The organism is Phenylobacterium sp. (assembly GCF_024508875.1).
In the GTDB taxonomy this organism is placed as follows: Bacteria; Pseudomonadota; Alphaproteobacteria; order Caulobacterales; family Caulobacteraceae; genus Phenylobacterium.
In genome coordinates, this window is the sequence record NZ_JANINU010000307.1 from 22,682 (window position 1) to 45,659 (window position 22,978).

Annotated in this window: 18 protein-coding genes; 10 read left to right on the forward strand and 8 right to left on the reverse strand. The window is 70.0% G+C overall.

The features are described 5' to 3' along the window. Window positions 1–60 precede the first annotated feature (60 nt). The 3 genes from Q0L11_RS20145 to Q0L11_RS20155 form a co-directional block, all read right to left on the reverse strand. On the reverse strand, window positions 61–432 hold the full coding sequence (locus Q0L11_RS20145; protein WP_296599635.1) for a response regulator: 372 nt from the start codon (window positions 430–432) through the stop codon (window positions 61–63). Then, window positions 432–4,415, reverse strand: a complete 3,984-nt coding sequence (locus Q0L11_RS20150) for a PAS domain-containing protein (RefSeq protein WP_296599638.1) — start codon at window positions 4,413–4,415, stop codon at window positions 432–434. The genes Q0L11_RS20145 and Q0L11_RS20150 overlap by 1 nt, the downstream gene beginning before the upstream one ends. Before the next feature lie 116 nt (window positions 4,416–4,531). Next, a complete protein-coding gene (locus Q0L11_RS20155; protein WP_296599640.1) occupies window positions 4,532–6,850 on the reverse strand; it encodes a TonB-dependent receptor in 2,319 nt (772 codons plus the stop codon). A gap of 183 nt (window positions 6,851–7,033) precedes the next feature. On the opposite strand from Q0L11_RS20155, the gene Q0L11_RS20160 reads away from it, so the two are divergent. The 9 genes from Q0L11_RS20160 to Q0L11_RS20200 all read left to right on the forward strand — a co-directional run bounded on the left by Q0L11_RS20160 (window position 7,034) and on the right by Q0L11_RS20200 (window position 14,943). Further along, a complete protein-coding gene (locus Q0L11_RS20160) occupies window positions 7,034–7,456 on the forward strand; it encodes an OsmC family protein (protein WP_296599641.1) in 423 nt (140 codons plus the stop codon). Window positions 7,457–7,697: 241 nt separating this feature from the next. Next, a complete protein-coding gene (locus Q0L11_RS20165; protein ID WP_296599643.1) occupies window positions 7,698–8,996 on the forward strand; it encodes an epoxide hydrolase family protein in 1,299 nt (432 codons plus the stop codon). A gap of 85 nt (window positions 8,997–9,081) precedes the next feature. Further along, complete coding sequence (locus Q0L11_RS20170) at window positions 9,082–10,167, forward strand: redoxin domain-containing protein (RefSeq protein WP_296599644.1); 1,086 nt, start codon at window positions 9,082–9,084, stop codon at window positions 10,165–10,167. 13 nt (window positions 10,168–10,180) lie between these two features. Next, the gene (locus Q0L11_RS20175; protein WP_296599646.1) at window positions 10,181–11,206 is read left to right on the forward strand and encodes an alpha/beta hydrolase; all 1,026 of its coding nucleotides are present in this window, start codon (window positions 10,181–10,183) and stop codon (window positions 11,204–11,206) included. A 17-nt stretch (window positions 11,207–11,223) separates the two neighbouring features. Then, on the forward strand, window positions 11,224–11,760 hold the full coding sequence (locus tag Q0L11_RS20180) for a hypothetical protein (protein WP_296599647.1): 537 nt from the start codon (window positions 11,224–11,226) through the stop codon (window positions 11,758–11,760). An 8-nt stretch (window positions 11,761–11,768) separates the two neighbouring features. Continuing rightward, complete coding sequence (locus Q0L11_RS20185) at window positions 11,769–12,392, forward strand: isochorismatase family cysteine hydrolase (protein WP_296599649.1); 624 nt, start codon at window positions 11,769–11,771, stop codon at window positions 12,390–12,392. After that, a complete protein-coding gene (locus Q0L11_RS20190) occupies window positions 12,389–13,246 on the forward strand; it encodes an enoyl-CoA hydratase/isomerase family protein (RefSeq protein WP_296599650.1) in 858 nt (285 codons plus the stop codon). Before Q0L11_RS20185 ends, Q0L11_RS20190 begins: the two co-directional genes overlap by 4 nt. Window positions 13,247–13,259: 13 nt before the next feature. Further along, window positions 13,260–13,739, forward strand: a complete 480-nt coding sequence (gene dps / locus Q0L11_RS20195) for a DNA starvation/stationary phase protection protein Dps (RefSeq protein WP_296599652.1) — start codon at window positions 13,260–13,262, stop codon at window positions 13,737–13,739. Between the two features lie 451 nt (window positions 13,740–14,190). Continuing rightward, window positions 14,191–14,943: an SDR family NAD(P)-dependent oxidoreductase gene (locus Q0L11_RS20200; RefSeq protein WP_296599653.1), complete on the forward strand. Its 753-nt coding sequence runs from the start codon at window positions 14,191–14,193 to the stop codon at window positions 14,941–14,943. Window positions 14,944–15,248: 305 nt separating this feature from the next. Here Q0L11_RS20200 and Q0L11_RS20205 read toward each other — a convergent pair whose 3' ends face one another. From Q0L11_RS20205 to Q0L11_RS20225, 5 genes are read right to left on the reverse strand one after another with little or no spacing between them, the layout of a single operon-like run. Then, window positions 15,249–17,303 carry a CocE/NonD family hydrolase gene (locus Q0L11_RS20205; protein WP_296599655.1) on the reverse strand — a complete coding sequence of 685 codons (2,055 nt, stop codon included), beginning with the start codon at window positions 17,301–17,303 and terminating at the stop codon, window positions 15,249–15,251. Between the two features lie 31 nt (window positions 17,304–17,334). Beyond that, on the reverse strand, window positions 17,335–18,441 hold the full coding sequence (locus Q0L11_RS20210) for a mandelate racemase/muconate lactonizing enzyme family protein (RefSeq protein WP_296599657.1): 1,107 nt from the start codon (window positions 18,439–18,441) through the stop codon (window positions 17,335–17,337). A 16-nt stretch (window positions 18,442–18,457) separates the two neighbouring features. Further along, the gene (locus Q0L11_RS20215) at window positions 18,458–19,960 is read right to left on the reverse strand and encodes an aldehyde dehydrogenase (protein ID WP_296599659.1); all 1,503 of its coding nucleotides are present in this window, start codon (window positions 19,958–19,960) and stop codon (window positions 18,458–18,460) included. Between the two features lie 23 nt (window positions 19,961–19,983). After that, window positions 19,984–21,126, reverse strand: coding sequence for an iron-containing alcohol dehydrogenase (locus Q0L11_RS20220; RefSeq protein WP_296599660.1), 1,143 nt, complete (start codon window positions 21,124–21,126; stop codon window positions 19,984–19,986). Then, window positions 21,119–22,129 carry an aldo/keto reductase gene (locus Q0L11_RS20225; protein ID WP_296599662.1) on the reverse strand — a complete coding sequence of 337 codons (1,011 nt, stop codon included), beginning with the start codon at window positions 22,127–22,129 and terminating at the stop codon, window positions 21,119–21,121. The genes Q0L11_RS20220 and Q0L11_RS20225 overlap by 8 nt, the downstream gene beginning before the upstream one ends. Window positions 22,130–22,292: 163 nt before the next feature. On the opposite strand from Q0L11_RS20225, the gene Q0L11_RS20230 reads away from it, so the two are divergent. Beyond that, window positions 22,293–22,913 carry a dimethylsulfonioproprionate lyase family protein gene (locus Q0L11_RS20230; protein ID WP_296599663.1) on the forward strand — a complete coding sequence of 207 codons (621 nt, stop codon included), beginning with the start codon at window positions 22,293–22,295 and terminating at the stop codon, window positions 22,911–22,913. Window positions 22,914–22,978 lie beyond the last annotated feature (65 nt).

Sequence of the window (22,978 nt, forward strand, 5' to 3'; positions counted from 1 at the left end):
GCGTGGAGGTTTCGGTTCGTGGATTGGCGTCGTGGCTGGAGCATTGCATCGAAACACCCTTCATCCCCTTGCAAGCGCGGCGTTCACCGCTTCGACGATCGCCGTCTCAGTGAACGGCTTCAGCAGGAAGGCGCAGGCGCCATGCTGGAGCACCTGGGCCTCGATGAGCGGATCGGCGTGGGCCGTGATGAACACGATAGCGATGTCGACCTGGAGACGCGCAAGTTCGGTCTGCAGTTCCGGACCGGTCATGCCAGGCATCGCCACGTCGAGGACCAGGCATCGTGTGGCGGCGACGCTGTCCGACGCCAGGAACGCTTCCGCCGAAGAAAAAGACTCGGTGTCAAAGCCATAGGAGGCCAACAGGTCGGGCAAGGCCTCGCGCACGGAGTCGTCGTCGTCGACGACGCAGACCAGTTGACGCTTGGCCATTACGCTTGCCTCGATACTAGGCCTGCTTCCGCGGTGGCGTCGCAGGGGATGGAGAAGGAGAATGTCGCGCCGGGCCCCGTTTCATTGGGGGCGGCTGAAAGGCGCCCTCCGTGGGCCTCGACAATGGAGCGGCTGATCGACAGTCCGATGCCCATGCCGTCGGGCTTCGTCGTGTGGAACGGCTGGAACAGCTGCGCCGCCCGCTCCGGGTCGATCCCCGTGCCGGAATCGCGGACATCGAGGCGGATTTGTCCGCTACCCACGCGGGTGCAGACCCAGAGATCGCGAGCGCGATCATGGACGTCGGACATCGCGTCCGCAGCGTTCAGGACGAGGTTCAGGATCACCTGCTGCAGTTGGATCCGGTCGGCCTGCACAAGGGGCAGGCTCTCAGCGAACCTGGTCCGCAGGATGACCCTCCGCCTCTGCAGTTCGCTTGCAGATAGCGCCAGGACCTCGCGCGCGGCGTCGTGCAGGTCCACCGGTTCGAAAGTCGGAAGCTGGCGGGAGAAAAGGGCTCGCAGGCGCTTGATCACTTCCGAAGCACGGTTGGCGTCGCGCAGGGTGCGCTGCACCGTCACCTGAGCGCGCGCCAGGTTGGGCGGTTCGGCCGCGAGCATCCTCTGGGTGGTGCTGGCGTTGGTGATGATTCCGGCGAGCGGCTGGCTTACCTCGTGCGCGATGGAGGCGGTCAGCGTGCTCAGGGCCGCCGCGCGCGCCACGTGCGCGAGTTCCGCGCGCGCCCGGTTGAGGTCCTCCTCGGCCATCTTCCTCGCCGTGATGTCCTGCAACGCCCCCATGAACACTGGCCGGTCTGGGTATTGATCGATCCGGTGTCCGACCACATGTGCATGACGGATGTCGCCGTTCGGCGTCACGATCCGGAACACGAGGTCGAAGTTCTCGCCGACCCTGGCGCCGCTCAGCAGGTTCTGAACCTCCAACAAGTCGTCCGGGTGGATGGCCCGCATCATCATGTCCATCGTAATGCTCGTGCCGGGCTCGAAGCCGAAGACGCGATAGATGACCTCCGACCAGTTGTGCGCGTCGGCCTCCACATCCCAGGTGAAACTCCCGGTCTGGCTCAGGCGCTGGGCCGCGGTGAGATAGGTGTTGGCGCGCGCCAGTTGGGCCTCCGCGAGCTTGCTCTCGGTCACGTCCTGAGTGCTGCCGATGTAGACAAGCCGGTCGGTGATCTCCTTCACGCGGGTGCTGACCGTATGGAGGTGCTTCACGCCCCCTGAGGGGGTGACGATGCGGTAATGCAGCTCGAAGTCCTCGCCAGTCCTCGCGCCCCGCTCGATGGACGCCCCGGCGCGCTGCCGATCGTCGGGGTGCAACCGCGCCATGACCATCGGCATGGTGGGCGGGGCCGCCGGATCGAACTCCCAGATGCGGAAGTTCTCGGCCGACCAGTCCTGCTGATCCGACGCCACGTCCCAGGTGTAGCTGCCGGTCCTGCTGAGCCGCTGGGCGGCGGTGAGGTAGGCGTTGGTGCGCGCGAGCTCGGCTTCGGCCGTCTTGCGGGCAGTCACGTCCTGGGTGCTACCCACATAGACCACCCGGTCGCGGATCTCCTGGGCGCGGGTCGCGACCGTGTAGAGGTACTTCACCCCGCCCACCGGCGTGACGATCCTGTAGGAGACCTCATAGTCCTCGCCGGTGTCGCGACCCGCCGACATGGCGGCGGCCGCCGCCTCCCGGTCCTCGGGATGGACGCGCTCCAGCACGATGTCGATCGTGGGATCGACGGCAGGATCCAGCTCCCAGATCCGGAAGTTCTCGGCCGACCAGTCCTGCTCGTTGGTCTGGGTGTCCCAGGTGAAGCTGCCCGTCCGGCTGAGCGCCTGTGCGCCCCTGAGGTACTTGTTCGCCCGCGTGGCGGCCGCCTCACTGGCCCGGAGGGCCGCTTCCGCCAGCTTGGTCTCCGTGACGTCCTGGTTGGTGCCGATGTAGACCACGCGGTCGGGGAAGTCCGTGGTCCGGGTCGCAATGGTCTGCAGGTGCTTGATCGCGCCTCTAGGGGTCAAGATCCGGTAGACGAGCTCGAAATCGCCCCCGGTCTCGCGGGCCCGGCTCATCAGCCCGTGCACCGCCTCGACATCCTCGGGATGGATAGCGGACACGACGAGGGCCGTGGTCGGTGTGATGTCCGAGGCGACGTCCCAGATCCTGTAGTTCTCGTCCGACCAGTCGAGTTCGTCGCGCTCGACATCCCAGGTGAAGCTGCCGACACGGCTGATGGTCTGTGCGGCCTTGAGGTAGCGGTTGGCGCGTCGCAGGCGCGCCTCGCTGGTCTTGAGCGCCTCCTCCGCGATCCGGCTTTCACTGATGTCCTGGATGGAGCCCACATAGATCGAGCGGCCGGTGAGGTCCGCCATCCGCGTCGCCACCGAGCGGACGTGCTTCGTCACGCCCTGCGGGGTGATGATGCGGTGGAACATCTCGAAGCCGGCGCCCGCCAGCGTCGCCGCGTCCAGGGCCTCGATCGTCGCCGCTCGATCTTCGGGATGTATCCCGTCGAGGACCATCGACATCTCCGGCTTGCACGCGGGGTCGACGCCCCAGATCCGATAGGTCTCGTCCGACCAGTCGAGTTCGTCGGTTTCCACGCACCAGCTGTAACTGCCCGTCTTGGTGAGACGCTGCGCGGCGGTCAGGTACATGTTGGCGCGGACGAGGCGCGCTTCGCTGGTCCGGAGCGCGGCCTCGGCGAGCCGGCTCTGGGTGACGTCCTGGGAACTGCCGAGGTAGACGACCCGGTCGGGGAATTCCGGGATGACCTCCATCACCGTGTTCAGGTGTTTCACCCCGCCTTTGGGGGTCACGATCCGGTACGAGACCTCGAAGCCTTCCTTGGCGTGGGTCGCCGCGGCGAAGGCCGCCAGCGTCGCGGCGCGGTCCTCCGGATGTATCGCCGCCGCGACCATCTCCATCGTCGGCGGTATGGCGGGGTCGAACTCCCAGATCCGGTAGTTCTCGGCCGACCAGACCTGTTCGTCCGAGACCGTGTCCAGCGAGAAGCTGCCGGTCCTGCTGAGCCTCTGTCCCCCTGTGAGGAAATGGTTCGCCCGGCGTAGATTGGCTTCACCGGCCTTGAGCGCGACATCGGACCTGGCCCGTTCGATGGCGATGCCGGCGATCCGGGCGAAGCGATCGACCAGTTCCTCGTCCTGGGAGCTCGGTCGCTGCGCCCTGGCCCGGTAGATGGCGAAGATCCCCAGCACGTCGCCTTGGCTGCCGACGATCGGGGCCGACCAGCAGGACCTCAGGCCGAACCCGGTGACCAGCTGTGGCCAGGGCGAGCCCGCCCAGCGCGGATCGCATGGCGGATCCTCGGCGATGATCGTGGACCTCGAGACGACCGCCAGTCCGCAGGGGCCATAGCCGGGATCGATCCCCAGTCCCTCCAGCGCGTCGTTGTAGCCGGGAGGCAGGCTTGGCCCGGCGCCGACCCGGAAGCGCGGGACGTCGGCGTTCTCCACGAGCAGGATGCTGCAGAAGGAGCCCGGCGAGAGCTGCTCCACCAGCTGGCACAGGTCCTCGAGGGTGGGCTTCAGCGCCGATCCCGTCGCGACCCTCTCCAGCAGGCGCTTCTCGGCCGCCAGCTGCGCCTCGGCGCGGCTGCGGTCCTCCACGTCGGTGTTTGCGCCGCACCAGCCTGCAAGGCGCCCCTCGGCGTCGTGCAGCGGACGGGTCTCCAGCTTGAACCGGCGGTAGACGCCATCCGCGCGGCGCAGGCGCGCCTCCATGTGGATCTCCGCCGGGGGCGAGGGGGTGAGCGTCGAGGACCAGGCCGACATCGCGGCATCGACATCCTCGGGGTGGAAGATCGTCTCCCAGCCCGCCGCCCGGGCCGCCTCGAGCGTGAGCCCGGTATACTCGCACCATCCGCGATTGACGAAGTTGCATTCGCCCTCGGGCGTGGCGGTCCAGACCATCCCGGGAAGCGCGTCGAGCAGTCGCCTGAGGTCCGTCTCCATTCCGCGCTTTCGTGGGTGGGCGCCGCGCAGGATGCCGACCACGCCGCGGAGGCGTCCATAGTACTTTGGTGTCGGCCCGCTCCGGGATCGCCTCACGCGCACGCGCTGTGGCTCCGCTAGAAGCGCGCGGAGATGGACACGCCGTATGTGGCGGGCTGGCCGACGAAGCGCGCGAGGACGTTGGCGTTCAGGAAGACGTTGCTCCACGTGTAGGCGTTGGTGACGTTGCGACCCCAGATCCAGGCCCGCCGCCGCCCGTCCGGACTCTCCACGCCAGCCCGCAGGTCCAGGAGGGCGTAGCCGCCGATCCGCAGGGGGGCGGGCGAGCCGACACCGGCCCAGGTGCGGCTGCGAAAGGTCAGGCTTCCGCCGGCGAACCCGCGCCATGCCGCCGTCAGCGGGATCTCGTAGTCGAGATTGGCGACGGATTGCCATTCCGGCGCGAACGGGAAGGGGCTCCCGGCCTGGTCGCCGACCTGCGCCAGGCCGTCCACGCCCACGAAGCGGTCGATCTCGCTGTGCAACCAGGTGACGGAGGCGTCGAGGGTGAGGCTGTCGACGGGACGCGCCACCAGCTGCGCCTCTGCGCCCATGACGTGGGACGCGGGGATCGAGACCAGGGCCTCCAGGGGGCCGAAGTTCGGGTCCTCGAAGGCCCCGCGCAGCTGCTTGTCCCGGTAGCGATAGTAGAACCCGGAGCCGTTGAGGCGGAGGCGGCCTTCCAACAGCGCGGCCTTGAAGCCACCCTCGTAGGCGATGAGCGATTCCTGCGGGATCGGATCATACTGGGCGGTGGTGGAGGCCGCGGCCACCGGAACGGCCCCCGCCTTGTAGCCCTTGCTGGCGTTCGCGAAGAGGAGCAGGCTCGGACCGGCGGTCCAGGTGGCGCCGAAGCGCCACGAGAGGCTGTCCTCGTCCAGCACGTTGTGGACATTCCGCGCCGGGCGTAGCCCGTTCGCCGGATCGAGCACCGTGCAGTCGCCCACCCGGGTTGGCGGCGGGGCCCCGTTGCGGAAGAGGTTCCAGAAGCGGGCGAAGTGGTCGGACGGCGCCAGGACGCAGCTGTCGAAATCCCGGCGGTCGATATTGTAGCGAAGCGCCGCTTCAAACATCAGCGCTTCCGAGAGCCGGTACTCCAGCCGCCCGAACGCGGCGTAGGTGTTCACGTGGACCCGGCTCAGCAAGAGGTTCACGTCGGCGTAGGCCTGTGGGTCGAGGGTCTCGTAGATCTGCGCCAGGTCGACGTCGCGGAAGGTCTGCAGCGGCTGGTCCTTGGCCCGGTCGTGCGCATAGTTCACGCCCGCCAGCCAGGTCAGCCGCCCCTGTTCGCCGGCCAGGCGGAGTTCCTGGAACACCGACGAGACCTTTCCATCGTGGTCCACGACCTCGTTGAGGTCGAAGGGCGTGCCGTTCGCGTCCTGGCCGTAGGCGAGGTCGAGGTAGGCGTACGACGTCAGCGAGGTCAGGACGATGCGGCCGCCCAAACGCATGTCATTGCGCCACCCCACGTGCAGGAAGGTGGTGTCGCTCGCGTAGGGGAACGGCCCGCCGGTGTCGACGCGCGACACGCTCCAGTCGGCGGCCCGGGGGCGTGTCACGGCGGGGAAGGTGAGCAGCCCCGGTTTCGCGAGCGCGGGCACGACCGGCCGCGCGGCGATGAACTGGGCCGCCGGACTCTCCGATCCATCGTGCGTGGAGGTGACCGCGAGCCGGCTGGTCAGCCGCGGGCCAGGGGTCCACACGAGGCTGAGCCGCGCTTGGAGCTCGTCGATCCGCCCGAGCCGGTCGCCCGGTCGCGTGATGCTCTTCTGCCACCCGTCCCCCCAGCGTCCCTGCACTGCAAACCGCCCAACCAGGCGATCCGTCAGAGGACCGGTGACATAGCCGCCCAACCGGACGCGGTCGAAGCGCCCATAGGTGGCCTCCACACCGCGCTCCGGAGCGGCGCGCGGCGGCGCAGCGATGTAGTTGACGGCGCCGCCCGTGGCGTTCTGGCCGAAAAGGGTGCCTTGCGGTCCCTTGAGGACCTCGACCCGCTCGAGGTCGAACGCGACGAGCCTTGTCATGGCCGGGTAGGGGAGCGGCGCCTCGTCCAGGTAGACGGTGACGGCCGGAGACGTCGCCAGGTCGCTGTTGAAGAAGCCGACCCCGCGCAGGTTGAAGGATGTCGACGCGAAGTTGCTCTCCTGGAGGGTCAGGCCAGGGACCAGCCGTGGAAGGTCGGCGACGGCGTCGATGCCCCGCAGCCGCAGTTGCTCGGCGCTTGCGGCCGCGATCGCCATCCCGATGCTGTCGATGGCCTGCTCCCGTTTCTGGGCCGTCACGACCAGCTCCTGGATCGGTTCCGCACCGGCCTCCTCAGCCCAGGCCGGTCCCGCGCCGAACGCCGCCATCATAACGGCGCCGCCCGCCCCCGCGAGACGCCTTCGATCCATCCGCAACTCCCCTTCAGACCGGGGCAGGATCAATCAGCGCGCTCTTCAGCGGCAATTGGACCAAGGTATCGGCGACACCTTGGTCCAATGGACCTTCGCGCCGGCCGTACGCATCTGGGTCGAGGACGGCGCCTCCCTCGACCCGTCCGGGACGCGGCGACCAGGCGAGGGAGGAGGAAGGCGATGATCCGAAAGGCGCAGGCCATCTGGCGAGGCACGGGCCGAGACGGCGAGGGGGACCTCACCACCGGATCGCGGGTCCTCGACGCAAGCCCCTATTCCTGCCGGACGCGGTTCGAGGAGAAGCCGGGCACGAATCCCGAGGAGCTCATCGCCGCGGCGCACGCAGGCTGTTTCACCATGGCCTTGGCGTTCCGGCTCCAGGTGGAGGGCTACGTCCCGACCGAGCTCGCCACGGAGGCGGCGGTGTCGCTCGATCCGGACGCAGGCGGTTTCCGGATATCGCGCTCCGCCCTCAGTGTGCGCGCCGACGTGCCCGTCCTCGACGAGCCCACGCTGCAGCGGGTGGCCGCCGACGCGGAACAGAACTGCCCTGTCTCCAAGCTGCTCAAGGCCGAGATCACCCTCCAGGTTCGCCTCGCCTGAGGTTCCGGGCGCGCCCGCAACCCTTTTGAACCATGACCGCCGACGGCGCGCCGTCGACGGTCTTCTGCGTGCGAGATGCGGCCACCACAGAAGAATAGCGGACCCCATACGAAAGTATCGGCGATACCAACGTGCAATAGGACGGAGGCCGCCCGAAGATCACCTTCCCCCTTGTGTTCGAAATCGAGCCGATAGTCGGCCCATTTCTGAAGAGGAGGGGCAGATGTCCTTGGAGACCCGTTTGACCAATCGCCGTCGTTTCCTGGCGGCCTCGGCGACCGCCGGCGCCCTCGGCCTCGTCGCGCAGAGCGCGGCGGAGGCCGTCGGCTTCGCTGCGGAGCCCGGCGGCGGCGGGGGCGGAAGCGCCATCCGCCCCTACCGTATCCAGGTCCCGCAGGCGCTGCTCGACGACACGAAGCGTCGCATCCTCGCCACCCGCTGGCCGGACAAGGAGACGGTCGGCGACGACTCGCAGGGTGTCCAGCTCGCCACCATGAAGTCGCTCGCCCGATATTGGGCCCACGACTACGACTGGCGCAGCTGCGAGACCTACCTCAACAACCTGCCGAACTTCATCACCGAGATCGACGGCCTCGACATCCACTTCCTGCACGTCAAGTCGAAGCACGCCGACGCCCTGCCGATCATCGTCACCCACGGCTGGCCGGGCTCGATCATCGAGCAGCTGAAGATCATCGGCCCGCTCACGGACCCGACGGCGCACGGGGGATCCGCGGCGGACGCCTTCCACGTGGTGGTCCCCTCGCTGCCCGGCCACGGCTTTTCCGGCAAGCCGGCCGTGACCGGCTGGGACCCGATCCGGATCGCGCGCGCCTGGGCCGTCCTCATGCAGCGCTTGGGGTATTCCCGCTTCGTCGCCCAGGGCGGCGACTGGGGCAACGCCGTGACCGAGCAGCTGGCGCTGCTGAAGCCGAAAGGGTTGATCGGCATCCACACGAACATGCCCGCCACGGTCCCCGACGAGGTCGCCAAGGCGCTCCAGCTCGGGACGCCTGCGCCGGCCGGTCTGTCGGCGGAAGAGCGCCACGCCTTCGAGCAGCTCGACACGTTCTACAAGCACGGCCTGGGATACGCGAACGAGATGGCGAACCGGCCGCAGACCCTCTACGCGCTGGCCGACTCCCCGATCGGCCTGGCCGCCTGGATGCTGGACCACGACGCCAAGAGCCAGGAGCTGATCGCGCGGGTGTTCGCCGGCCAGAAGGAAGGGCTCAGCCAGGAGGACGTCGTCGACAACGTGGCGCTCTACTGGTTCACGAACACGGCGGTGTCGTCGGCGCGCCTCTACTGGGAGAGCAAGCTGGCCTTCTTCGCGCCGAAGGGCGTGACCCTGCCGGTGGCGGTGAGCGCGTTCCCTGACGAGCTCTACCAGGCGCCGGAGAGCTGGGCCCGCAAGGCCTATCCGAACCTGATCTTCTACAGGAAGCACGATCGCGGCGGGCATTTCGCCGCCTGGGAACAGCCGCAGGCCCTCACCGAGGATCTGCGGGCCGCATTCCGGCCGCTGCGGAGAGCCTGAGGCTCTGCTCGCCGGACGAGCGGATCGGCCGTCCTCCCCCAGGCCGATCCGCTCCCCCTTCGCCCCGACCGCCAAAGCCGCCTCGATGCCTGAACTGACGTCCCCACCCGACCTGCGTCCGAGCCGGCGCACCGCCGCCCTCGGCGTCCTGGCCGGTCCGTTGGCGGCCGCGCCGGTGGTGGCGGGCGGGCTGGCCGCCTGCGGATCGAGCCCGCCCGCCTATCGGGCGCTGCCGGGAAACGGCGACTGGCTCAACGCCACGCCGCTCGGCCCCGACGATCTCCTGGGCAAGGTGGTCCTGGTCAACTTCTGGACCTACACCTGCATCAACAGCCTGCGGCCGTTGCCCTACGTGCGGACGTGGGCGGAGCGCTACCGCGACCGCGGCCTCGTGGTCCTCGGCGTGCATACGCCGGAGTTCAGCTTCGAGCACGAGCTGCCGAGGGTGCGCACCGCGGTGGAGCAGCTCGGGGTCCGCTACCCGGTGGTCACCGACAACTCGTTCCGCATCTGGAATTCGTTCCGCAACAACGCCTGGCCTGGGTTCTACATCCTCGACGCCGAAGGGCGCCTCCGACACCAGCGCCTGGGTGAAGGCGACTACGACACGTCCGAACGCGTCATCCAGCAGCTGATCGCCGCCGCCGGGCGCAGCCGCGTGGACGACCCGATCCTGCCGATCGCCGGCGGCGGGGTTCAGGCGGCGCCGGACTGGGAAGACCTCGGCTCGCCGGAGACCTATGTGGGCCACGCCAAGGCGGAGCGCTTCGCCGGTCCGGGCAGCCTACGCGCGGACGTGGCCCGCGCCTACGAAGCGCCCGCGCGGCTGCCGCTCAACGAATGGAGCCTGGCCGGGCGCTGGGTCGTGCGCCCCGAATACGCCGAGGTGGCGGAGCCTTCCGGGGCGATCGCCTTCCGCTTCCATGCGCGCGACCTCCACCTCGTGATGGGACCGGGGGCCGACAACCAACCGATCCGCTTCCGCGTGCAGCTGGATGGGGCCGAGCCCGGGGCGGACCACGGCTTCGACATCACGCCCGGCGGCCAGGGCAAGGTGCGCGAGGCCCGCATGTACCAGCTGGTCCGCCAGGCGGACCCGGTCCGCGACCGCACGTGCACGATCCAATTCCTGGGCGCCGGACCGCGCGCCTACTGCTTCACCTTCGGATAGCGAGAGGCCCCGGATGTCCACGATCATCGATCCGCTCCGCCGCCGCCTGCTGCGGGCCGCCGTCGGCTCGGCCGCCGCCCTGGGGCAGGGCTCCGCGGCCGGAGCCCCAGAGCGCCCCGCCGGCGAGAGGCGCGCTGTTGGAGGCGGCTCGGCCTTGCGCACTATTCAAGCGAACGGCCTCGAGATCGCCTACGCCGAGGTCGGGCCGCCGACAGGTCCCGTCGTGATCCTCCTGCACGGGTGGCCGTACGACATCCACGCCTTCGAGGCCGCCGCGCCGAAGCTGGTCGCGCAGGGCTGCCGGGTGATCGCGCCCTACCTGCGCGGCTACGGCGCCACGCGATTCCTGTCCGCGGACACGACGCGCAACGGCCAGCCGTCGGCGGTGGCGTTCGACACCGTCGCCATGATGGATGCGCTGCGGATCGAGACCGCCGTCCTCGGCGGGTTCGACTGGGGTGCGCGCAGCGCGGGCATCATCGCCGCGCTCTGGCCGGAACGCTGCCGCGGCCTCGTCTGCGTCAGCGGCTATCTCATCGGCAGCCAGGCCGCCGGCGCCAAGCCGCTTCCGCCCGCTGCCGAATTCCAGTGGTGGTACCAGTTCTACTTCGCCACCGAGCGCGGCCGCGCCGGCTACGAGGCCAACCGCCGCTCGTTTAACCGCCTGATCTGGCAGCTCGCCTCGCCGAGATGGGCTTTCGACGACGCGACCTTCGAGCGGACGGCGCAGGCGTTCGACAATCCCGATCATGTCGACATCGTGATCCACAACTACCGCTGGCGCATGGGCCTTGCCGAGGGCGAGGCGCGGTACGACGCCTACGAGCAGCGGCTCGCGGCGGCGCCGGCCATCGGCGTTCCCACGATCTCGCTCGAGGGCGACGCCAATTGCGCCCCTCACCCGGAGCCGGGGGCCTACGCCGCGAAGTTCACCGGCCCCTACGTGCACCGCCTGATCCGCGGCGGTGTCGGCCACAACCTTCCCCAGGAAGCCCCGGACGCGTTCGCCCAGGCCATCCTGGATGTCACCCGCCTCTGACCCAACGGAGCTGAACCATGGAAGACAACGTCATCGTCGATACGAGCTTCACGGCCGTGATCAACGCCCCAATCGAGGCGGTCGACATCCCGGCCTGGTGCTTCTCGCTGCCGGATGCGGAGTACCAGGGCTGCTCGCCCGCCCACGTGGCGGCCGGCGCCACCACGGCGCGCGACGGCCGGCGCATGTCGATCAACGTCGAGGTGATCGGCGGCACTCCGATGGTGCAGCACTACGTGGAGCAGGTCGCGAGCCCGCACCAGCTGATCCTGCGCTCGGAGTCGGACCTGTTCACCACCGCCGGCCGCACCACCATGGTCGTGGTCTGGGAGCTCAGCGTGAAGCCTCTGGACGGCGGCCGCTGCGAGTTCACCAACCGCGTCCACACCTACCCGACCGAAGCGTTCATGGCCTACCTCGATCGGCAGGGGATTCCCTTCGACGTCTTCCGGGCGCAGCGCACGCCCTACAGCGCCGCGCACAACGCGGGCGAAACGCCGCTTTTCGCGGCCAGCCTCGAGCGCTTTGCCCTCCGCCAAGCCGCCGCAGCCTGAGACCCCTCATGACCCATGTCCCCGAGGCCACCGCGATCCTGCTGGTGGACCCCTACAACGACTTCCTCAGCGAAGGCGGCAAGTCGTGGCCGAGGCTCAAGGCGGTCGCCGAGGAGGTGGACCTGCTGACGCATCTGCGGGCGATCGTCGCGGCGGCGCGCAAGGCCGCCCTGAAGATCTTCTTCGTGCCGCACCATCGCTTCGAGGAAGGCGACTACGCCCACTGGCGTCACACGACGCCCTACCAGCGGTCGGGCGCCCAGCGGCGGATCTTCGAGAAGGGCAGCTGGGGCGGGACCTTCCACGACGACTTCCAGCCGCAGGCCGGCGACGTGGTGGTGCACGAGCACTGGGGCACCAGCGGGTTCGCCAATACCGATCTCGACATGCAGCTCAAACAGTACGGGATCGGCCGGGTGATCCTGATCGGCCTGATCGCCAACACGTGCCTGGAGGCGACGGGCCGCTTCGCGATGGAGCTGGGGTACCATGTGACCTTGGTGAAGGACGCCACCGCCGCCTTCAGCGCCGAGGCGATGCATGCCGCCCATGAGATCAACGGGCCCACCTATGCGCACGCCATCACCACGACGAGCGCACTGATCGCCGAGCTGGGGGAGGCGGTCGCGTGACGGCCGCCCGGTTCTTCGCGATCGACCGCGCGACGCCGGGCGTCTGGCGGGCGACGTACTCCAACCCACCCATCAACCTCCTGCCGCCGGCGGCGATCGTGGAGCTGCAGGGCCTCGTGACGGCCGTCGAGGCGGACGCGTCCGCCAGGGTGCTGGTCTTCGACTCGGCCGATCCCGACTTTTTCGTCGCCCATTTCGACACGGCCAAGGCCGGCGAGCTGCCGCGCGAACCCGGGCCGAGCGGGCATTCGCCCTGGATCGACGTGGTGGTGCGGCTGGCCCGCTCCCCGGTGGTCAGCATCGCGAAGATCCGGGGACGGGCGCGCGGGGTCGGCAGCGAGTTCGTGCTCGCTTGCGACATGCGCTTCGCCAGCCGCCAGCGCGCCATCCTCGGCCAGCCCGAGGTCGGTGTCGGCCTGCCGCCCGGCGGCGGGGCGCTCGAGTGGCTCCCGCGGCTCGCGGGGCGGGCCCGAGCGCTGGAGATCGTCCTGAGCGGCGACGACTTCGACGCCGAGACCGCCGAGCGCTACGGCTGGATCAACCGGGCCCTCGACGATAGCGCGCTCGACGGCTTCGTCGACAGCCTGGCAAGGCGCCTTGCCTCGTTCGAGCGGCAGACCCTGGGGAGCCTCAAGGGCCTGGTGAACCGGGTGGGCGTGCCCGACGGCGACGCGGTCGAGGCCAGCAATCAAGCCTTCTTCGCCGCGCTGGCCCAGCCCGCCGCCCAGGCACGGCGCAGTCGGCTCGGCGCTTTGGGCTACGGCGAGCGCAGCGAGTTCGAGCTGAATTTCGGGCGTCACCTGCCGGACCTGCAGCCGCGGCCCGCAGCCACACCGTCCGGCGCCAGGTCCTGAGCGGAGAGCCCCCATGTACGCCAGTCGGATCGACATCCCCGCCCACGCCCGCAAGGCGGCCATCCGTCTGCTGCAGGCCAGGCTCTCCGACGCGCTCGATCTGGTGGCCCAGCTGAAGCAGGCCCACTGGAACGTGCGAGGGCCCGCCTTCATCGGCCTGCACCAGCTCTTCGACGCCGTGCACGGCGACGTCGAAGGGTTCGCGGACACGCTCGCCGAACGGATCGCGGCCCTCGGCGGCATCGCGGACGGGCGGGTCCAGACCACGGCCGCGAGCACTCAGCTCTACCGCTACGCGCTGGAGACGGTGGCGGGCGCGGATCACCTGCGCGCCGTCGCCGCTGTCCTCGCGCAGTTCGGCAAGGCGCTGCGCGGCGACATCGACGCGGCCGCCGCCATTCCCGACACGGGTACCGCCGACGTCCTCACCGAGGTGTCCCGCGCGACGGACAAGCAGCTCTGGTTCGTGGAGGCGCATCTGAGCGGGACCTGATCCCGCACGCCTCCGCTGCGGCCCCGGCTCCCGGCCGGGGCCGGCGCCGCGCCTCCGGCCACACTCCCCGCCCCCCGGAGGCGCGGCGTCTCCGTTCAACCTCGGAGGCGGGCGCAGGTTCGGGCCGCCTTCCGAGACCTCGCATCGAGCCCGCCGCCGCTATGACCGCACGGAGATCCCCATGACCCGCATCCTCGTCCAGACCGCTTCTGCCGAGGGCGTCGAAAAGATTGTCTGGGGTGTCCCGACAGCGCCGCACGTCCTCCCGACGACGGACCTTCGGGCATCGGGCGCCTCCGCCGACGAACTCGACGTCATCCGCTGGAGTGGAGAAGGGGGCGCCGATCCAGCTGCTCGGTCCGCCTGGGCGGGGTCCGGTCCGCGCGGGGGTGCGCCGGTCCGGCGCCGGCGCCCCGATCGGCGCTGATCATCAACTTCAGGAGACATGCTCATGGGCCTGCTGGATGGAAAGGTCGCCGTGATCACCGGCGCCGCTGGTGGACAGGGGCGGGTCGCCTGCCTCGCCTTTGCGCGCGAAGGCGCGAGGGTGGTGGCCTGCGATCTCGACCCTGCGGGAAACGAGGAGACGGTCGTGGCCGTGCGTGCGGCCGGTGGTGACATCACCGGTTTTGGGCCGGTCGATCTCACCGATCGCGCTGCCGTCGAACGCTTCGTGGCGGCGGCCGCAGCCCGCTATCGCGGCCTGGACATCGTCTACAACAACGCGGGAGGACCGCGCTTCGGGCCGATTGCCGAGATGTCGATCGAGGACTGGCGCCTGACCATCGCCGTCGAGCTGGATTCGGTGTTCCTCGTCACGCGCTACGCCTGGCCCCACCTCGTGTCCCGCGGCGCCGGCGTGATCCTGAATGTCAGCTCCGTTGGCGGCATGATCGGCTTCCCCGAGCCGCCCATGGCGGCGCATGTGGCCGCGAAGTCCGCCGTGATCGGCCTCACGCGGCAGCTGGCGGTGGAAGGCGCGCCCCACCGGATCCGCGCGGTATCGATCAGCCCGGGCGCCATCCTCTCGCGGCAAGGCGACCTCGATCCCCCTGCGCAGGCGGCGGTGACGGGCCGCACCTTGCTCAAGCGCTGGGGCCGTCCGGACGAGGTGGTCGAGGCGGCCGTGTTCCTGGCCTCGGACCGAGCTTCCTACATCACCGGCGTGAACCTTCCTATCGAGGGAGGCGTAACGGCCTGGTAAGCGCAGGCGGGACGCCGCGCGGCAGGAGGGTCGCCGCCCGATCTGGGCGCGGCGCCGCCCCTTCTCAGCAAGTGGCGCCCTGGCGCATGGCCAGCAGAGCCTTCTGGTCGCCTGGTCGATAGGCTGCAACTGAGCTGCGATAGCCGTCCAAATCTGGCGCTTCTCATTCTCGGATAGCGCCCGAAGTCTAGCGTCCGCTATCCGGCCCGATACCAATGTCCGCAACTGGCGCAGTTCGGACATGCCCGCTGCTCGTTTGCGGTTGGCGGTCGGAAGCTGTGCCGGTCGCGGCGTCGGCAGGCTCTTCAGCTGTACTGGCGGGCGACCTGGTCCCGATGCGTGCGCGAGAAGAATGGCTTACCGTCCTTCAGCGCCATGAGCGTGTCCTCGATCAAGAACTGTGTCCCCGTCGCGGTTATGTTGATCTCGACGCGCATTTCGCAGTCCCAGCCGTCGCGCCGATACTTGCTGGTCTGGGTGACCCGCCAGCGGCAGCTCGCCCGGTCGGCCGGATCGTAGGAGAGCTCCATGTCGGGCCCGCCGCTGGAGAGTTCCGCGCCGGTGGCGGCCACCGTCTGGCTGCTTGTGGGCCAGCCGCCCTGCACGTGGATTGACCCGTCGGACGCCTCTCGGATGTCCAAGGTCGGGTCGCCGCGCGAGGAGGCGCTGTCGTGCGCGGCGATGGGGAAGGATGCCTCGGCCTCGGGGATCGGGCGCACCGGCAGGCTGAGCGTACAGCCTCCCAGATCGACCTCGAACGTCACCGGCTCGGGCGAGGGCCAAGTGAGCGGCCAGAGGTTGTCGGAAAGCGCCAGGCGCAGCGTGGAGCCGGGCTTGAAGCGGTGGGCGATCGGCTCAAGGGCCACGTCCACGTCGTAGAAGGCCCCCGGGGTCAGCCGCTCGGGATCGGCCTCGAACCCGCGGTGGAAGCAGAGGTTCAGCACGCCGTAGGAGACGAGCCAGGAACGGCCGTCCCGGTCGACTTCGCAGAGCCGGGCGGCTATGGCCGCGACCGGGCGGTCGGCGGCGATCCGCAGCTTAAGTCTTGGCGTTCCTACGATCTCGGTGGGGACTTCGACCGGCCGGTCGAAGACCAGGGAACGCGCGTCGTCCGCCTGCTGGCTACGGGGGAGTTCTGCGGGGGCGTACGGAATCCACTCGGGGGTCGCGAGGCCGACGACCTTGCCGGCGCGGTAGTTGAGCCGTCCCGCGGCGGGCGCTTCGACGAGGCGGCCCGGGGCGAGGCGCAGGTCGAGAGGGCGGATCGCTGGAGCGGGCCATTGGGCTTCCGCGGCCCAGCGGCCGGGGATGTTCTGCATGCCGGTCTCGGCGGGCGTGGCGTAGTCGATGAAGAAGCGGATCCGCGGATCGGGCTCGGCGGCCGCCGGGGCACCGGCCAGCCACCGTCGCCACCATCGGGTCTCCTCGCTGGCCCAATCGAGGCCCGGGCCGGGCTGGGCCAGATCCGGGTAGCTGTGACCCCAGGGCCCGAAGATCGCCTTGGAAGGCGCCGGCAGCGCCCGAAGCAGCCGTTCGGCGGACTGGGCGTAGGCGTCCGCCCAGCCATCGACGATATAGGCCGGGCACTGGATCGCCGCCGGGTCGAGCCCGACCGAGCCGTGACGCCAATAGGCGTCGTTGGCGTCGTGCTTCAGCCAACGCGCCGCGATGGAGGGGGTCGCCTCCAAGCGCCGTTTCCAGAGCGCCTCCCAGCGGTCGCCCACCACCTGCGGGTCGGGGGGGCTCGACATGACCAGCTCGAACCCCGCCGCCCATTTGAGGTTGGTGAGGCCCGGAAGACCGCCGACGTAGTGCGCGTCGTTGCGGAACCGCATATCCGTGGCGCACATGGGAACGATGGCCTTGAGCGCTGGCGGACGCCGGGCCGCCACCTGAAGCGTTGAGAATCCTCCCCACGAGAGGCCGCGCATGCCGACGGACCCGTTCGACCAGGTCTGGGCGGCGAGCCACGCGATGATCTCCACTCCGTCAGCCTGCTCGCTCTCAAGATACTCGTCCTCCAGGACGCCCTCGGAATTGCCGGAGCCGCGGATGTCGACGCGCGCGAAGGCGATGCCTCGTGAGGCGAGGATCTCTCCCCACCGATCGTCCAGGCCGCGATAGCGGTCGAAGGTGCGGTAGGGGATGTACTCGAGCACAACCGGGAAGCGTTCGCCCGGCCGGCCTCGGGGCAGCCAGAGACGGCCTGCGAGTTTCACGCCGTCCCGCAGCGGAATCCAGATCGGCTCAAGCGTCTGCACGCCGAAGGGGGGCGCGGATTCAGCCGCCATGGCGAGGGCGGGCGCTGCGAAAGGTAGGGCGAGTCCGCCTAGCACGCTCCGGCGTCTTGGTCTGATCATCGTCGTTTCTCCCCACCCGCGTCGCCTGCCGTCAGCGCCGTGTTCGGCGCAGCAGGTCTTCGTTCAGCTCATAGCCCAGGCCGGGCTTTTCGCTCAGATTCAACCAACCCTCGGCGTCCGGACGCAGCGGCTCGGCAAGCAGGAAATCGCGCCGGTCGAGCGACCAGTCGGGCGGGTCATAGGGGAATTCGAGGAAGGGGGCGTCGGCGACCCCCGCCGCGAGGTGGAGATTGGCCACGACGCCGGCGCCGTTGGTCCAGGTGTGGGGCGTGAACCCAACCCCGAACTGCTCCGCCATCTGGGCCACACGCCGCAGCCCCGTGATGCCGCCCACGAGCGCCGCATCGGGCTGCAGGATGTCCAGGGCTCCGGCCCTCAACAGGTCCCGGAAAGCGCTGGGGTCACGGGTCATCTCTCCGCCGGCGAGGCGCACCGAGGTCGCGTTCCGCAGCCGCTGCATGCCATCGAGGTCCGCCCGGTGGAGCGGCTCCTCCATCCAGTAGACGCCGAGCCGTTCGAGTTCCCGGGCCACTGTGAGAGCGTCCTTGAAGGTCCAGGGCGCTTCGACATCCCAGGGCATTCGCCAGCCCTGATTGCAATCGACCATGAGTTCCAGGCGGTCTCCCACCCGGGCGCGAACCGCGGCCAGGGCCGCCACGTCCTCCCGCCAGTCGCCCCGGTGAAAGCGCACCTTCAGCGCCGGGAAACCCTCGTCGAGGAACCGCTCGGCGGCGTCGGCCAGTTCGGAGGCACTGCGCAGCGCGCCTGACGAGGCATACGCCCGGACCCGGGCGTGGCGGCCGCCGAGGAGCTTCCAGACCGGTTGGCCGCTGATCTTGCCGGCCAGGTCCCAGAGGGCCAGGTCGAGCGGCCAGCAGCGACCGTAGTGGAAGTCGATGTGCGACAGCACGGTGTGGTGTCGTTCGAGCCGCAGAGGATCGTGCCCCACGAACAGCGACTCGTGGCCGTCGAACCCCACCATAAGATCGCCCGAGCCCCAGCCTTCCAGCCCCTCGTCGGTGCGGACGCGCACGACCGTCGCGTCGAAGTGGCTCCGGGCGCAGCCGTCCCAGCTGGCCTTGAACGGCGGATCCAGCGGCAGCCGGTGATGGGTGATCTCGATCGCGGCGATCTTCATCTCAGGCCCTGGCGTCTCAGTTGAAGTGGGTCCAGACCGTCTTCAGGTCGGCGTATTTCTCGAGGGCGTGGAGCGACCGGTCCCGTCCGAAGCCGGAGCGGCGGAAGCCTCCGAAGGGCGTCGCCAGACTCGACTGGTCGTAGGTGTTGATCCACACGGTGCCGGCCCGCAGGGCCTCGCTCATCCGGTGCGCGCGGTCCATGTCCGCGGTCCAGACCGAAGCGGCGAGGCCGTAGTCGGACCCGTTGGCGATGGCGATGGCCTCCGCCTCGGTTTCGAAGGGGATCGAGACCAGCACGGGCCCGAAGATCTCTTCACGTGCGACGCGGGCGTTCGGGGCCAGGTCGGTAAGGAGCGTTGGCGCCACGTAGGCGCCCTCGGCGGTGACGGCCATCGCCTCGCCGCCGAAGGCGAGCCGTCCGCCTTCACGCCGGCCCAGGGCGATGTAGTCCAGCACCCGGTCGCGGTGCTGCGGCTCGATCAGGGCTCCGAACTGGGTCTCCGGGTCCAGCGGATGGCCGATGCGAATGGACCGGGTGTGCGCCTCGACCCGCTGGTGGAAATCGTCGGCGATCGTTCGGTGGACCAGCAGGCGTGTCCCCGCGTGGCAGGTCTCGCCGGCGTTGTAGTACACGCCCCAGGCGACCGCGCTGGCGGCGGCGTCGAGATCGGGGCAGTCCGGCATGACGATCTGCGGACTCTTGCCGCCCAGTTCCAGGGCGACCCGCTTGAGGTTGGAGCTCGCCGCGGCGGCCATGACGCGCGCGCCCACCTCGGTGGAGCCAGTGAAGGCGACGAGGTCGACATCGGGGTGCGCCGCCAGGGCCGCGCCCGCCTCCTCGCCGAGGCCGGGGACGACGTTGAACACCCCATCCGGCAGGCCCGCTTCCTTCGCCAGGCGGCCGAGGACAAGGCTCGCCAGGGAGGATTGCTCCGCAGGCTTCAGCACTACCGAATTTCCCATGGCCAGCGCGGGCGCGATCTTCCAGGCGGCGATGATCAGCGGATAGTTCCAGGGGGTGATCGCCCCCACCACGCCGAGCGGCGTCCGCCGGATCAGGGCGCGGTCCTTCGGGCCGGTCGGCGCGATCTCGTCATAGATCTTGTCTACGCACTCGGCGTACCAGGCGATCGCGTCGGCGCAGGCGGGCACATCCACGTTGAGGGCGTCGCGGATGGGCTTGCCGACTTCCGCAGCTTCCAACAGAGCCAGCGACTCGAGGTGTTCGCGGATCAGCGCCGCAAGACGCAGCAGCGTCGCCTTGCGCTGCCGTGGCTCCAGGTCGCGCCAGATCCCCCGCTCGAACGCCGCCCGTGCGGCCGCCACCGCCGCGTCGATATCGGGCCCGGCGCAGCGCGCCACCAGGGCGAGCGGCGTCCCGTCGATCGGTGACCGCCGCTGGAAGGTTTCGCCGGACACAGCTGGACGGTAATCGCCATCAATGAAGGCGCGGCCTTCCGGCTTCAGCGCGCCGCGCCGTTGGCGCCAGTCGGAGAAGGTAAAGTCGTGGGCGGACATCGATAATCGCTGGAGACAGGGCGCTAGGGACGTTCGGCGAGGGCGGCGGCCGCGCTGGCGTGGCGGAGCAGGTCCGCTTCGTTCGCGGGACGACGGTTGGCGCGGAGCATGGCGGCGTTCTCCGGTCGGGCCATCTGGCGGGCCAACGCGGCGGGAGCGATCGCGCCGGTCGAAAGATCCAGGCCGCACCCCAGCACGAACCGCAGGAAGCCGGCCGCCAACTGCTGGGGACCGGCCAGGCCCATGGCGTCCGCGACCCCCGCGTAGGCCTCCGGGTCGCCCTCGACGTTCCAGTCGAGGGTGGCGGCCATGCCGATGGCGACAGCCCGCCCATGCGGAATCGGGGCGAGCGAGCCCAGCGCGTGGCCGATGTTGTGGGCGATGGCGGTCCCGGCGTTGTCGATCGCCACCCCGGCGAAGGTCGCCGCTTCGAGCAGGCGTGCACGGGCCTCCAGGTCTTGGGGCGCTCGGAGGGCGTGCGGCAGCCAGCGGGTCACGAGGGTGATGGCGTGGAGCGCGAAGAGAGTGTTGGCGGGGGCGGCGTTGGCGTTGGTGGCCGCCTCGATCGCGTGGACAAGGGCGTCGACGCCGGTGGCGGCGGTAATCGCTGGCGGCAGGTCCAGCGCGAGCTCCGGGTCGTGGACGATCACGTCCGGCTTTAGGCTGTCCGCCCAGAACCAGTATTTGGAGCCGTCCTCGCCTGCCAACACCGAGACGGCGGTGGCCTCGGCCCCGGTGCCTGCCGTGGTCGGGACGCAGAGGAGCGGCAGCCGCTCACGCGGCAGCGGGGCGGCCGCGAGACGGTAGCGGGCGAGATCGTCCGGCGCCGCCGTCAGGCTCGCGACCAGCTTGCCGGCGTCCATCACCGACCCGCCGCCGACGCAGACTACGGCGCCCGCCCGGAAGTCCCGCGTCTGCCGCGCGGCCGCGGCCACCGCCGCCTCCTTGGGTTCTCCGGGCGGCATCACGAGGAGGTCCGGCATGAAGCCGTCCGCCGCCAGGGCCGCGACGATCCCGGCGCCGCGCCCGCTGCCGGCGAGGGCCGGATCCATCAGAACGGCGACGCGGCGCGCATCGGTAAGGGGTCCGAGCCGGGCGGCGAGTTCGCGGGCCGCGCCGGGGGCGCCATGGATGGCCGGGATCCGGCCGATCGCGAGGTCAGGCATCGTCGCGGAGCTCCGCAGGGAGCCCGCGGCGACGGCGCGGGGGGGCGTGGTCGTTGATCATGTCGGCTGGCCGGTAGGGCGCTTCCAGCCAGGCCCGCTCCTCGGCGGACAGGACCAGGTCCGGCGCGCGGACGGCGGTTTCGAGCTCGGCGACCGTCTGGGCCCCGATCAGCGAGCAGTCCACCGCGCCGCTGTGGACGACCCAGGCCATGGCGATCTCCGCCGGACTGACGCCGCGGCGTCGCGCGAGGTCCGCCACCCGCGCTACGATCGCGCGATCGACCTCGTCGCCGAAGAACTCCTGGGTGAAGACGTCGGTCTTCATGCGCAGGTCGGCGGCGCCGGCCAGCATGCCGCGGGCCAGCGGGCTGAAGCTGGTGATCCCGACGCCCTCGTGGCGACAGTAGGGGAGCATCTCGCGCTCCTCCTCGCGGTAGAGCAGGCTGTACTGGCACTGCATGTTCACGAACCGCGCCCAGCCGTTGCGCTCTGCGATCGCGTTCATCTTCGCGAACTGCCAGGCGTACATGGTGGAGGCGCCGAGGTAGCGCGCCTTGCCGGCCCGCACGACATCGTTCAGGGCCTCCATCGTCTCCTCGAGCGGGGTCGCCGGATCGAAGGCGTGGACGATGTAGAGGTCGAGGTAGTCGGAGCCGATCCGGCGCAGGCTGCCGTCGATGGCCTCCAGGATGTGTTTGCGCGACAGGCCCTGGTCATTGGGCGCATCGCTCAGCGGGTAGTAGACCTTCGAGGCCAGCACCAGGTCTTCCCGGCGCGCCGCCGAGAGCAGGGTGCGGCCCACCACTTCCTCGTTGGCGCCAAGGGAATAGAAGTCGGCCATGTCGAAGAAGTTGATCCCGAGGTCCAGCGCGCGCCGGAGGACCGGCGCGGACGCCTCGGCGTCGAGCACCCAGGGCCGCCAGTTGGGGGACCCGTACCCCATAGTGCCGAGCCCGAGGGCCGACACCTGCAGCCCCGTTGACCCCAGTCTGATGTAGCGCATGCGATGCCCAGTGCCGGCCGCAACCTGTGCGGTTCGACATCGACCGTCGCATGCCGCCGCGGGCCGTCGAAATTCCAAAATTGGATCGGCGCATGATCTGGCGGCGGCTGGCGCCCCCCGGCGGCGGCGGCTAAGCGGGAGCGAATCCCGGGAGAGCCCCGCCATGGCCGAACCCCTGCCGTTTCGTCTCAACGCCGCTCTTGCAGCCCTGCGCGCCGTGCTGGCGGGCGTGGCGGCCGACGCGCCAATCCTGCCACCTGCCGGCCCGCTGCGCGCCGACCTGCCCGCCGGAAGCGCTCTGGACGTCCTGCGGCGTCTGCCAGCCGCCGCTGCGGGGGCGCCCAGCGGGGCTTTTGACGCGGTGGCACGGCTCGCAGGCCTGGCGGGCGAGCTTCGCTGGCGTCAGACCTACGGGAGCGACGAGGCGGACGAGGTGTTCCTGGCGAACTACGGCTGGACCGAGCTGGCCGGAACGGACGGCTTGGTAGCTGACCCCGCCATCTCCGCCGGGCTCCTTCTGCTTGGACCGCAGACCCTCTATCCGGCGCACAGCCATCCGGCAGTGGAACGCTACGTGCCGCTGTCGGGTGCGGCGGAATGGTGGGACGAGGACCGGGGATGGCGCCTGGAGCCGCCGCTCAGCTTTATCCTGCACCGGGCGGGGGTCCGCCACGCCATGCGCACCGGCCGGGAGCCGCTGCTCGCCTATTTCCACTGGAGCGGGCCGGGGATCTCGGAACGCTCGCGCTTCAGCGCGGCGCCCTTCCGGCCGACCCCGCGTTGACGGGACAGGGCGGCATACGGCCATCTGATTTTGTCATTTGAGTTGCGCCTCTCCCGATCGTCCTT